Source organism: Coleofasciculus sp. C1-SOL-03 (assembly GCF_040220555.1).
In the GTDB taxonomy this organism is placed as follows: domain Bacteria; phylum Cyanobacteriota; class Cyanobacteriia; order Cyanobacteriales; family Coleofasciculaceae; genus Coleofasciculus.
In genome coordinates this window covers 1-13,975 of sequence record NZ_JAVJUO010000226.1, presented here as the reverse complement: position 1 = coordinate 13,975, position 13,975 = coordinate 1, and the positions used below count along the sequence as shown (strand labels likewise).

Genomic DNA, 13,975 nt, shown 5'->3' with positions numbered 1-13,975 from the left:
CTACAGATTAATCGAATCTTATGGGTGGGGCTGGGCGGGTTTTGCATGAATGTTATTGGTTTTCTCTTCAATTTTGTCCCTAAACCCGCCCCTACAGATTAATCGAATCTTATGGGTGGGGCTGGGCGGGTTTTGCATGAATGTTATTGGTTTTCTCTTCAATTTTGTCCCTAAACCCGCCCCTACAGATTAATCGAATCTTATGGGTGACGCAGGGCGGGTTTTGTCTGAATGTTATTGGTTTTACCGTCAATTTTGTCCCTAAACCCGCCCCTACAGATTAATCGAATGTTTTCGGTAACGCAGGGCGGGTTTTGTCTGAATGTTATTGGTTTTCCCTTCAATTTTGCCCCTAAAACCGCCCCTACAGATTAATCGAATGTTTTCGGTGATGCAGGGCGGGTTTTGTCTGAATGTTATTGGTTTTACCGTCAATTTTGTCCCTAAACCCGCCCCTACAGATTAATCGAATGTTTTCGGTGACGCAGGGCGGGTTTTGTCTGAATGTTATTGGTTTTCCCTTCAATTTTGTCCCTAAACCCGCCCCTACAGATTAATCGAATGTTTTCGGTGACGCAGGGCGGGTTTTGTCTGAATGTTATTGGTTTTCCCTTCAATTTTGCCCCTAAAACCGCCCCTACATCGGATTTATCTTCGATTCTTATGCAAGGCTAAATTTTTAATGGTTCCATCCCATTCTTGAGAACCACTAGGGTGCAATTCGTCTTCTTCCCAGGCTATGGGATTATTCACAATATATTCACGAATCGCGGTTAATGATTGTTCATTGCGGATAATATGTTCATAATAGCCGCGTTGCCACACGGGGACACCCTTCTGGCGACGATTTTTATTAATGCGGCGTGCTGAAAAGGTTTTGAATCCTCGGATAATCTCTGGCAAGCTATGGTGTTTTTGACGGGTAGTATCCGCTGTCAATATCAGAATGCCATGGAGATGATTGGGCATGATCACAAATTCATCTAATTTTAAATTAGGATGATAGTGCAGCAAATTTTGCCAATGTAAATAGACAAATTTGCCGGAATCGCTTAACTGCATTTGACTATCGATGATTTCACCTAACAGGGTTTGGCGTTGCCAAGTACAAATGGTAATAAAATAAAATCCCGGTTGTGTATAATCATAATCTTTAAGGCGGATTGAACGTCGATGATGTTGATCCGGATTGTATTTCATAATCAGATCGCACGAGGTTTTCCTTTAGCAAAACGTGTAGGGGCGGGTTTAGGAATTCAATCATCACACACACCGCAAACAATACAGCGAAACCCGCCCTATCCCCACCACCAGACGACGAAATCTCATCTAATCCCTGGCGCGATCGCATCCATTAATCGAATGTTTTCGGTGATGCAGGGCGGGTTTTGTAACACATTTATTAGTTTTCCCGCCAATTTATTCCTAAACCCGCCCCTACCTATTCATTTATGAAAAAATTCCCCCTTTCTCTATAAATTCTGGGATAATTAAACGATGCCAATCCAATTTTATCAACTCCGTATTTCCAAATTTCTGACCCAATACATCCACAGAACTGGTATTTTCCGTGATGATGCCAACCAGAATCCGGATTGAACCAATGTGACTACAAATCAAAATCTTATTCGCGTCACTGGTTTGCGTAATCTGAGCCAGATCAATCAAAAATGATAAAATCCGTTGGGCTAATTTGGCATAACTTTCGCCATTTTCCGGGGCATAGTTTAAATCGCCAGCCGCATATTCGGGAATAAATCGGAGTTTGCCACCTTCTAATACACCTAAATTCCGTTCATTCAGTCGCTTATCTTTGTGGATACTGCCCACACTAATATTGCCGCTAGTTATCGCAATGTCTAAGGTTTTATAGGCGCGTTTTAATCCAGAGGCAAAGGCTAAATTGTACTCCGGATCAAGTTGAGTTCCTAAGACTCTGGCTTGTGCTTCACCTTCGGGCGTTATGTCTACATCTTGAGAACCCGCAATTCGCTTTTCGGCATTGACAGTGCTTTGAGCATGGCGGACTATGTGTAAGGTTACCGGAGTTGCTAAAATCAAGGGGTGCTTTAGGCGTTTGCGGATGTCTTGCCAACTGAGAATTTTGTCATTTGTCATTTGTCACTTGTCCTTTGAGGCAATCGGAAATCAGGTACGGGGAATTACGTCATTTTAATACACATCAGTTGATCGGATCAGCGTAATACTACTATTTACCATTTAGGGTAGCGTCTTACACAAAATTAATACACCATAAGATACTAGACGCGATGACGAAGTATGCGAAACATGATCAAAAAAATCCGCCCATTTTCTCTGAAAACAGTTCTAATTGTTCCCTTCGTTTTACAAATTATTACCGCTGTGGGATTAGTGGGATATTTGTCCTATCGCAGTGGGCAAAAAGCTGTTGAAGATCTGGCGAATCAATTACTTGAAGAAACCTCCGAACGAGTTAGCGATCGCGTCAATAGTTATTTACAGCAATCTCATCAATTTGTTACCTTAAATCGATTGGCTGTTGAACAAGGGGATTTAGATCTAACTGATATTGATCAAGTCTACAGGCGACTCTGGCGACAAATGCAGGTATCTGATGCTCCGACTGGATTGAGTTATACGAGTCCCTCAGGAGCGTATATTGCGGTGGGAGAGGATAAGTTTGGTTTTCTTTTTCCGAAAGGTTCATATCTGAAAGCTGAGTTAAAAGGGACTGCTCCAGGATCGCGAAATTATTTTCTACTCGATGAAGCGGGTGAAGTTATTCGGCTTTTTGACACCCTACCCAACTGGGACCCCAGAAAACGATCCTGGTATCAAGAAACGATTCAGCAAAATACACTAAGTTGGACAAAAATTTATCCTGTTATCGGGACAAATAATGCGTCGATAAATCTGTCTGTTCCGGTTTATCAAAATGATGAATTTAAGGGAACTTTTGATAGCATTTTTGTCGTCGATTTTATTAGTTATTTTTTGGATACGTTAGAGAGTTCTGAATCTGGACAGGTATTCATTATAGAACGATCGGGTGATTTAGTCGCCACCTCCACGAAAGAACAGGCTTTTGTCAAAAATATTCAGGGTAAACAACTCATCCGGCTCAAAGCTACTGAAAGTAGCCATAAATTAACACAGGCGACGATGCAAGCTTTACTTAACCAAGAGGATAATCTAGGATCAATTCAACACGCCAATTTTACCTTTGTCGATGAGGATTCCGCCAAAAAGATATCTGGACGCCATTTTGTTCACATTGAACCCTATCAAGATGACTACGGCTTGGATTGGTTGATTGTCACTGTTGTGCCAGAGTCAGACTTTATGGCACAAATTTATGCGAATAATCGCACCACAATTATCCTTTGTATCGCCACTCTCATTATCGCCACAGTCGTAGGTATTATCACCGCCCGTTGGATAACTCAGCCGCTACTCAAGTTAAACAAAACTGCCAAAAAACTTGCTCAAGGAGAATGGGACAAACTGGTTGTAATCCAGCGCCAGGATGAAGTGGGAGAATTGGCGAACTCCTTTGCTCAGATGGCAACTCAACTACAAGCCTCGTTTACGGAACTTCAAACTCTAAATACGGCATTAGTTGAGAGTGAAAGCCGCCTGAATCAAATCCTAGAAGCGATTCCAGTTGGCGTATCTGTTCATGATATCAGCGGACAAATTATCTACGCGAATCAGACATCAAAGCAATTACTGAGAATCGACACCTTACTGGAAGCGAAAACCGCAGACTTATCAGAAACGTTTCACGTCTATCAGGCGGGAAGCGAAGAATTGTGTCCCGTGGAAAATCTGCCCCTAGTTCGTGCGTTCCAGGGTGAAAAAGTGAGAATTGATAATATGGAAATTCGCTTACCCGATCGCACGATTCCGTTGGAAGTCTATGGCACGCCAATTTGGGATGAAACTGGAACCATTGTCGCCGCGATCGCTACATTTTTCGATATCACGGAACGTAAGCAAACCGAGCAGATTTTAGCCGATTATAACCAGACTTTAGAGACTCAAGTTCACGAACAAACAGTAGAACTCAATCAAGCCCAACGCCTCGCTCATTTGGGCAATTGGTCATTCGATGTGGATAGTAAAAAAATTAGTTGGTCGGATGAAGTTTTCCGCATTTATGGACGTGATCCGAGTCAAGGTGAACCCAGCTACGAACAGCTTTTGCAACAAATTCATCCCGATGATGTTGCCCTATTTCAGCACCACGTTGAAGCGGCAATAACGGAAGGTAAATCCTACGAACATGAACAGCGAATTTTCCGGAGTGATTGTTCGATGCGGTATGTTTTGGGCAAGGGAGAAGCTGTATTCAATTCATCCGGACAGGTGATTCAACTGTTTGGCACGGTGCAGGATATTAGCCAACGTAAATTAGCTGAGGAACAGTTACGGGAAAGTGAAGAAAAATTCCGTCAACTGGCAGAAAATATCCACCAAGTCTTTTTTCTTACGGATGCTCAATCCCATCAGATTCTTTATGTTAGTCCAGCCTTTGAACAGATTTGGGGAATACCCGTTTCCCGCCTCTACGAAAATCCTGATATTTGGATGACTAGCATTCACCCTGATGATCGCGATCGCGTCGCGGCTAATTTACCCAGTTTAATCGAAACCGGGCAAATTAATCATGAATATCGGATTATTCGATCTGACGGAGAAATTCGCTGGATTTGGGCGCGTTTGTTTCCGGTTGCAGATGAATCCGGACAGATTTATCGGTTCGTTGGCTTTGCCGAAGATATTAGCGATCGCAAATTAATTGAGGAACAGTTACGAGAGAGTGAAGAAAAATTCCGCCAACTGGCAGAAAATATCCAAGATGTTTTCTTTATTCTCTCCCACAGCGGAAAAATGCTCTATATCAATCCCGCCTATGAACAAATTTGGCAGAGAACTCGCCAAAGTTTGTATGACAATCCTCGGTCTTGGTTAGACTCCGTTTTTCCAGAGGATTACCCATCCACCATCGCCGCTTTGGAACGACAATTACAGGATGCTACTGACTTTGATCAAGTCTATCGGATTACTCGACCCAATGGAGAAATCCGCTGGATTCACGCCCGTTCGTTCCCGGTTCCTCATCAAAATACTTACCGCTTTGTCGGGATTGCGGAAGATATTAGCGATCGCAAACAAATCGAACTGGCGTTAACAGACGCCAAAGACGTGGCGGAAACAGCGAACCGGGCGAAAAGTACGTTCCTGGCGAATATGAGTCACGAATTGCGAACCCCTTTGAATGCGATTATGGGGTTTACTCAACTGATGCAGCGCAGCAGTACGTTTCCGGCTGACTATCAAGAGAATCTTCAGATTATTTACCGCAGTAGCGAACATCTACTCACGCTGATTAATCAGGTGTTAGATTTATCCAAAATTGAAGCCGGACGGATCACCCTCAATCAGACCGTTTTTGACCTGTATGCCTTATTGCACGATGTAGAAACCCTGTTCCAATTTAAGGCAAGGGACAAGAGATTACAGTTACTGTTTGATTACTCCGATCAAGTGCCTCAATATGTCCAAACCGATGCGGGAAAACTGCGCCAGGTGTTGATTAATTTACTCTCGAATGCCTTTAAATTTACCCAGGAAGGGGGGATGTCGGTGAGAGTCGCACGAGGTATCGATGTCGGCGAAACTCCCACCACTAATCAACCGGACGAGATCACCCTCCAGTTTGAAATTGAAGATACAGGGGCGGGAATTGCCACAGAGGAATTAGAGAGTATTTTTGATGCGTTTATTCAAAGTCAAACCGGGAAACAGCATCACGAAGGAACAGGATTAGGGTTATCGATTAGCCGTGAATTTGTCCGACTCATGGGGGGTGATTTGACGGTGGCGTCTCAAGTGGATCAGGGTTCTGTTTTTAGGTTTGAGATTAGGGTTAAATTAGCCGACGCCAGCCAAGTTCCCAGCCAACACCCTCAACGGCGTATTATTGCTTTAGCACCTAACCAACCGCGTTATCGTCTCTTAATTGTTGACGATCGCGTGGATAACCGCCAACTGCTGATCCAACTCCTCAATCCTCTGGGATTTCTCCTGAAAGAAGCGATAAATGGTGAAGAGGCGATCGCGATTTGGCAAAGTTGGCAACCGCATCTCATCTTTATGGATATGCGGATGCCGATTATGGATGGCTATGAAGCCACACAACGGATTAAAGCCACAACTCAAGGTCAAGCCACGGTGATTATTGCCGTTACCGCTAGCACCCTCGACTCCGAGAAAGCAGTGACTCTCTCCATGGGGTGTGATGGATTTATCCGCAAACCCTTCCGCGATCGGGAGATTTTTGAGGCGATTCACCAGCATCTGGGTATGAACTATGTTTATGAAGATCTAACCGCATCAACTCCACCCAGCCAAACCCCAACCCATTCCTTAACCCCAGACTCTCTGGCTGTCTTACCTCCAGATTGGTTAGAAGCGTTTCATCAAGCGACAATGTTGGGTGATATTGATTTGATGCTGAGTCTGATTGAGCAAATTCGCCCCGATCACGAATCTCTTGCCAACGCCTTGGCTGAGTTGACCAATCAGTTCGAGTTGGAGAAGCTACTAACGTTAATCAGCTTGTAGTCAGGGAACCTCAGTCCTAAATTCCCTTGGGTTTCGACTTCGCTCAACCCAACCAATCCCAATGTAGGGGCGCATGGCGTGCGCCCATCAAATCGGTGAGCCAGTAGGGTGGGCATTGCCCACCAGCCATAAATCAGAACCCTAGCGGATTGAGTCTTTCAACCTTCCCAGGTTACAGAATCTTCACAGAAGCGGCAGTTTTGTAAAGATTTTGTAAAGATTATGATCAAGTTCCTGAGATATTTGCTGTATAGTTGAGTCTGACTTCAGGTTTTGTTAATATAACTTAAAGAAATAAAACCTCCGGGTCAAAACGCTGACGTGATGATTAATGTGACGGAACCTGAGAAATTCAGACTCAGATACTCTTCCGCTTAAATCATGAAACGAATCTACCCCCTAGATTATCGTTTCGAGGGGTCAGATAGGGTGCAAGATTCTGGAAAATTAGATAACAGAATTAATTTTAGTCACGAGTACGACTAAATGTTAATGGCATAAAAAAAGCAAAAGCTAATTAGGGCTGATCAAAGCTTGTCACTTGTTGTTTTTTATACAGTAATTGAGTACAGTCAGTCTAAAACTTAACCAATATTTATGTTTACAGCCTTATTTCCGGTCTCCCAAATGCCAGTTTCTCAGAACAAATTCCCAAAAGAAACAATTTTAATCGTTGATGACTCTCCGGAGAATTTAAGTGTCTTAAAAAAACTTTTAACCGAACAAGGATATACCGTCAGAGTATCCCGGAATGGGCGACAAGCACTTCGCTCGGTTGACATCATGCAGCCGGATTTAATTTTACTCGATATTTTAATGCCTGACATAGATGGGTATCAAGTCTGTCAACAGTTAAAAGCCAATCCGGAAACCCAAGCCATTCCGATCATTTTTATCAGCGCCCTCAAGGAAACCTTTGATAAAGTCAAAGCCTTTGAAATTGGCGCGTCTGACTACATTAGTAAACCCATCGAAACCCAAGAAGTTTTAGCCCGAATCGAGAATCAGTTACACATCTTACGATTACAACGACAACTGAAGCAAGACAATGCCCAGTTAAGCCAGGAAATCCAAGAACGCCAAAACACTGAAGTCCAACTGCGTAAAAGTGAAGCCTCACTATTACAAGCCCAACGAATTGCCCAAATCGGGAGTTGGGAATTTGATGTCCGCAGCCGCCACGTTACTTGGTCAAGGGAAAAATATCGCATCTTTGGACTTGATCCCAATTCGTCAGCGATTACCTATGAGGACATTATCCAACGCATTCATCCGGATGATCAACCCCTATTTGAAGAAACCGTCCAGGAGGCGATATCGTCAGGACAACCTTACGATATCGAGTTTCGAGTTATACGCCCTAATGGGCAAATTCGCTATCTTGAATCTAGAGGAGAAGCAATTATAAATGACCAAGGGCAAGTGATTCAACTCTTCGGTATTTCCGTGGATATGACCGAACGCAAGCGGCGACAAGAAGCATTGCGATTAATCGTCGAAGGAACCGCCGCCACCACAGGAGATGAATTCCTGCATTCTTGTGTGCGTTATTTAGCGAAAGTTCTCCAAGTTCGTTACGCCTTGATTGCGACATTTGCCAATCCTGCGGGAACACGAGTTCGCACATTATCCTATTGGACAGGTGAAACCTGGCAGGAAAACATCGAATATGACTTGAAAGATACTCCCTGTGAAACTGTATTTGCGGGTAAGACTTGCCACTATCCTAAAAACTTGCAACAACTATTTCCCCTGGATCGCTTTTTCCAAGAGATTAATGTCCACAGCTACTTTGGCAGTCCCCTGAAAGACTCTGAAGGAAAGGTGATCGGTATTTTAACGGTATTAGACGAGAAAATGATGCCGCTAACTCTTGAAAAACGGATGATTTTACAGATTTTTATTGCCCGTGCTGGGGCGGAACTAGAACGCCTGCAAGCGGAAGCCGAATTACAACAATCGGAAGCACGAGAACGGCAAAAATCACAAGAACTGGAACGAACCCTATCCGAGTTAAAACAGACGCAATCTCAACTGGTGCAATCTAAAAAAATGTCCAGTCTGGGGCAAATGGTTGCTGGAGTCGCCCACGAAATTAACAATCCAGCTACATTTATTGCTGGGAATATTCCGATCGCTCATCAATATTTCAATGATTTAATTAGATTAATCCAACTTTACCAGACGGTTTGCCCGAATCATCATTCCGAGATTCAAGATTGTATGGAGGAGATTGAATTAGAGTTTTTACAAGCGGATCTACCCCAAATAATGGAATCAATGACTGTCGGTGTGAATCGAATTCATCAGATTGTCAAGTTACTGCGACGATTTTCGGGGCTGGATGAAGCCAAACTGAAAGCGGTGAATATTCATGAGGGGATTGATACAACGCTGGTTTTGATGGAACACCGATTGCGGGAAACCAATATTCAAGTGATTAAAGCGTATAGTCAAATCCCCTGGCTTACCTGTTACGCCAATCAATTAAATCAAGTCATTATGATGGTGCTGGAAAATGCGATTGATGCGTTGCAAACCGATAGCAAATTCCACAATTCAGAATTAGGACTCGTTCCCACGATTACAATTCGCACTGAACTCAGGCAAAGTAAGACCAAAGAAGGAGATGAGCATCAAACCAATACTTCTCGGTTAAGAGGAGCAGAGGAAGCATGTAGAGACGCGCCATGGCGCGTCTGGGAAGCTGAGGGAGAAGAAATTAAATTTAGATATCCGAGCAGTATTGAGAGTCAAGGGTTTTCAAGTGCTATTCCTGCTGATCCGGAGGTTATCGTGATTCGGATTTCTGATAATGGTATCGGTATGACTGAGGAGATCCAAGAGAAAATATTTGACCCATTTTTTACGACTAAACCTGTAGGTAGTGGTACAGGATTGGGGTTAGCGATTAGCCATCAGATTATTGTGGAAAAACACAAGGGTAATATTCAGTGTTTTTCTGTACCGGGTCAAGGAACAGAGTTTATCTTGGAACTTCCCATTCATGTATAGGAGAGGTGGGGGAGATGGGGAGATGGGGGGATAGAGAGTTAAATTTGATCACCGATGTCCCAAATCACCTTATATTAATTAAAGAGCGGCGAATTCTTAAGAAACTGTTGTGAAATCAATTACTCTCCTTGGCTCCACTGGCTCGATTGGTACGCAAACCTTAGAGATTCTGACTCACCATCCCGACCAATTCCGGTTGGTGGGATTGGCAGCACGCAGCAATGTAGACCTGTTAGCTGCCCAGATTCGGCAGTTTCGACCGGAAATTGTCGCCTTATGTGAAGCAGAAAAATTACCTGACCTGAAAGCGGCGATCGCCGACCTTGATCCCCAACCGATTCTGGTGGCGGGAGAAGCAGGTGTGGTGGAGGTTGCCCGTTATGGTGATGCGGAAGCGGTAGTAACAGGGATTGTGGGGTGTGCAGGATTGCTACCGACGATCGCCGCCATTGAAGCTGGGAAAGATATTGCCTTAGCCAACAAGGAAACCCTAATCGCTGGGGGACCGGTTGTCAATCCCCTGATTGCCAAACATGGGGTGAAACTGCTTCCGGCTGACTCGGAACATTCTGCTATTTTCCAATGCCTTGAGGGAGTTCCCGAGGGCGGATTACGGCGAATTATCCTCACGGCATCCGGGGGGGCGTTCCGAGATTGGTCAGTCGATAAGTTAGGGGAGGTAACGGTGGCGGATGCGATTAAGCATCCCAACTGGTCGATGGGGCGCAAAATTACCGTCGATTCGGCGACGTTGATGAATAAGGGGCTAGAGGTGATTGAAGCGCATTTCCTTTTTGGTCTGGATTATGACGATATTGATATCGTGATCCATCCCCAGAGTATTATTCACTCCCTAATCGAGTTACAGGATACCTCCGTCTTAGCCCAATTAGGCTGGCCCGATATGCGCTTACCCCTACTCTATGCCATATCTTGGCCCCATCGCATTTATACGGACTGGGAACCCTTGGATTTAGTCAAGGCGGGGACATTGACCTTTAAAGAACCCGACCATGATAAATATCCTTGTATGCGATTAGCCTACGCCGCTGGGCGGGCTGGGGGTTCAATGCCTGCGGTATTAAATGCCGCCAATGAACAAGCCGTGGCATTGTTTTTAGAGGAGAAAATCCAATATTTAGATATTGCCCGGTGTATTGAACAAGCCTGCGATCGCCATTCCCCGGATAACTGTCCGAATCCTGGACTCGAGGATATACTCGCCGCCGACCGTTGGGCAAGAGAGGAGGTGTTGCGGATTTATCCCACCTTAGCCAAGAGCGATCGCGTGGTTTCTCTGCGATAATTAAATTAACAGAACATTCAACTCCCAATCTGCTCAAATTGGGCATTGGCGGAAAAACAGGGACTCAAACCTGCCCCTCTGCCCCTCTGCACCCCTACCCCTCTGCACTCTTACACCCCCTGTTCACAATCCCCTACCTTAAGCAGAATGGCACGCTCCTGGTATGCTGGTGGGCAATGCCCACCCTACGGTAGATTAAGGGTTTTGGCAATCCCAAACCGCTGACTGGAGCGTACCATTGAACTTAAGACAGTTGGGGACTGTTGTACTGGTGTGGTGTAATGGAATCTTAGACGATCCAACGTTAATAAACCTTTCTTCATGCACACCAAAGCTTTTAGTGAGCTTTTCCCCCTATTTAATACAGCGAACCCTGAGACATTAGAATGGCTGTTGTCAGTTGGAGTCGAACACGAGTATCCCGCAGGACGAGCCGTGTTAATGGAAGATGCCTGGGGTAATGCCGTTTACTTTATCATGTCCGGTTGGGTCAAAGTTCGACGCCTGTATGGGGACAACGCCGTGACGTTGGCTATTTTGGGTCGGGGCGATTTTTTTGGCGAGATGGCAATCTTGGATGAATCTCCCCGGTCTACGGATGTTGTCGCCCTGTCTTCGGTAACATTACTCAGCGTCTCTGCCCAGCGCTTCATTCAAACCCTATTTAAAGACCCCCAGTTACACCACCGGATGCTACAACTGATGGTTAGACGGCTGCGTCAGACCAATGTTCGCTTTCAACGACGCCATCAACCAGCGGCGATTAAGTTAGCCAATACTTTGGTCAACTTGGCAGATAGTTATGGTCAAGTGGGGGAAAAGGGAACCGAAATTTATAACATTCCCGATAAAGACTTAGCGGATGTCACGGATATCAGTGTGGAAGATACCGCCAAAATTATGAAAAAGCTGGAAAGTAAGGGTTGGATAGATATTGAACCCCAAGACCAAAAGCTTTGTTTGATTAATCTCAAACAACTCACCCATCTAGCTGGACGGCTTTAACCTAAGCATAGGGACGATGGGGAAGATGGAGGAATTAACTCAAAACGTTCCCTGTTCCCTGTTCCCTGTTCCCTGTTCCCTGACGAATGACCAATGACAAAGGACAAATGACTAAACCCACCTTTCATTATCACGTCGCGATGCCTCAACCTCAATCTCATTTGTTTGAGGTGATGCTACAGGTAAATGGTTGGTCTGAATCAGTGCTAGATTTAAAAATGCCTGTCTGGACTCCGGGTTCCTATCTAGTGCGGGAGTATGCCAAACACCTCCAAGATTTCCGAGTTGAGGCGGGAACCCAGAATCAGCCATTACCCTGGGCTAAACACAGTAAAAATCACTGGCAAGTTCAAACTGGAGACGCTTCATCCATTACTGTTCGTTACCGCGTCTTTGCCAATGAGTTATCAGTACGCACCAACCACCTGGATGCTACACACGGCTATTTTAATGGGGCGGCATTATTCCTGTTTGTTCCCGATTTTGTGCAACAGCCGATTCAGGTGACGATTGTACCGCCTAAAGCCGATTGGCAGATTACCACGCCCTTACCCACCGTCGATGGGGCTGAGAATACCTTTGAGGCTGAGGATTTTGACACCTTAGTCGATAGTCCCTTTGAAATTGGCACCCAGCAGGTTTACGACTTTGAGGTTCTGGGTAAACCCCATCAACTGGCAATTTGGGGACAGGGAAATGCTGACCCCCACCGGATTATTGCGGACACGACGAAAATTATTGAGACAGAAGCGGAGTTATATGGGGGATTACCCTATGAACGGTATGTGTTTTTACTCCATTTATCATCGACCGGGTTTGGCGGCTTAGAACATAAAACCTCTTGTTCCTTAAATTATCCCCGTTTCGGGTTCCGGGCGAAAGATAAATACAATCGTTTCATGCAATTAGTCGCCCATGAGTTCTTTCACCTGTGGAATGTGAAGCGGATTCGCCCTAAAGTCTTGGAACGGTTTAATTATGAACAAGAAAGCTTTACTACATCCCTGTGGTTTTGTGAAGGGACAACCAGTTACTATGATTTAGTCCTCCCCTTACGGGCAAAGATTTACGACAGCAAGACCTTTTTAGAGGGGTTAAGTAAAGAGATTACCCGGATGCAACTGATTCCAGGGCGTTTGGTGCAACCGCTGAGTGAGTCCAGTTTTGATGCTTGGATTAAGTTATATCGCCGGGATGCCAATAGTGATAATAGTCAAATCTCCTATTATCTCAAGGGTGAAATGGTATCCTTGTTACTGGATTTGCTAGTGCGATCGCGTCACGGGAATCAGCGTTCCCTGGATGATGTGATGCGACGGATGTGGCAACAATTTGGTGTCAAGGAGGTTGGCTTTACGCCGCAACAACTGCAAGCGGTGTTGGAGTCTGTAGCGGATACCGATTTGAGTGATTTCTTCCGGCGCTATATTGATGGGACAGAGGAATTGCCCTTTGATGAGTATCTTGAACCCTTTGGCTTAACCCTGACAGCAGTAGAAGATGAGGACGCTCAACCTTATTTAGGGGTAATTGTCAAGACAGAAAATGGACAAGAGGTGGTCAAATTTGTCAACGCCACCTCTCCAGCGGGAATAGCTGGCGTGGATGCAGGGGATCAGTTACTAGCAATAGACGGTTGGCGAGTCAGTGCGGATCAATTAAGCGATCGCCTAAAAGATTACCATCCCGGTGACACGATTCAGGTCACTGTGTTCCATCAAGACGAACTTTGTACCTTACCCGTTACCCTAAGCGAATCCCAACCCACCCGTTACCAGGTTGTACAGATTGAAAATCCCTCGGCGACTCAAAAACAGAATTTAGCCGGGTGGTTGAACACCAAGGGCGATTAAGTTCATACCCAGCAACTGTAGGGGCGCAAAGACTTGCGCCCGGTTTAAACGTCAAATCTATTCCACAATTTTAGCTGTGCCACGCCAGTAGTGGGCTGACCCACCTAAAATGGTGAATTAGAATTGTAGGGGCGCACGGCGTGCGCCCATTCTAACCGTAAAATCTATTGCACAATTTTAGCTG

7 protein-coding genes are annotated in these 13,975 nt (G+C 45.0%); 5 read left to right on the top strand and 2 right to left on the bottom strand.

Going from position 1 to position 13,975, the window contains the following annotated elements; genetic code table 11:
* Positions 1-648: 648 nt before the first annotated feature.
* Both RIE73_RS34230 and RIE73_RS34225 read right to left on the bottom strand, forming a co-directional pair.
* Positions 649-1,200 carry a transposase gene (locus tag RIE73_RS34230; protein ID WP_446405412.1) on the bottom strand — a complete coding sequence of 184 codons (552 nt, stop codon included), beginning with the start codon at positions 1,198-1,200 and terminating at the stop codon, positions 649-651.
* A 249-nt stretch (positions 1,201-1,449) separates the two neighbouring features.
* Entirely contained in the window at positions 1,450-2,118 is a 669-nt protein-coding gene (locus tag RIE73_RS34225; RefSeq protein ID WP_446405411.1) for a histidine phosphatase family protein, read from the bottom strand.
* Positions 2,119-2,289: 171 nt separating this feature from the next.
* Here RIE73_RS34225 and RIE73_RS34220 point away from each other — a divergent pair, with 171 nt between their 5' ends.
* The 5 genes from RIE73_RS34220 to RIE73_RS34200 all read left to right on the top strand — a co-directional run bounded on the left by RIE73_RS34220 (position 2,290) and on the right by RIE73_RS34200 (position 13,791).
* A complete protein-coding gene (locus RIE73_RS34220) occupies positions 2,290-6,612 on the top strand; it encodes a PAS domain-containing protein (protein WP_446405410.1) in 4,323 nt (1,440 codons plus the stop codon).
* 597 nt (positions 6,613-7,209) lie between these two features.
* On the top strand, positions 7,210-9,627 hold the full coding sequence (locus tag RIE73_RS34215) for a response regulator (protein WP_446405409.1): 2,418 nt from the start codon (positions 7,210-7,212) through the stop codon (positions 9,625-9,627).
* 109 nt (positions 9,628-9,736) lie between these two features.
* A complete protein-coding gene (gene dxr / locus RIE73_RS34210) occupies positions 9,737-10,933 on the top strand; it encodes a 1-deoxy-D-xylulose-5-phosphate reductoisomerase (protein ID WP_446405408.1) in 1,197 nt (398 codons plus the stop codon).
* A gap of 321 nt (positions 10,934-11,254) precedes the next feature.
* Positions 11,255-11,938 (top strand): Crp/Fnr family transcriptional regulator, encoded by a 684-nt coding sequence (locus RIE73_RS34205; protein WP_446405407.1) that lies wholly within the window; start codon positions 11,255-11,257, stop codon positions 11,936-11,938.
* An 86-nt stretch (positions 11,939-12,024) separates the two neighbouring features.
* A complete protein-coding gene (locus tag RIE73_RS34200; protein ID WP_446405406.1) occupies positions 12,025-13,791 on the top strand; it encodes a M61 family metallopeptidase in 1,767 nt (588 codons plus the stop codon).
* Positions 13,792-13,975: the final 184 nt, after the last annotated feature.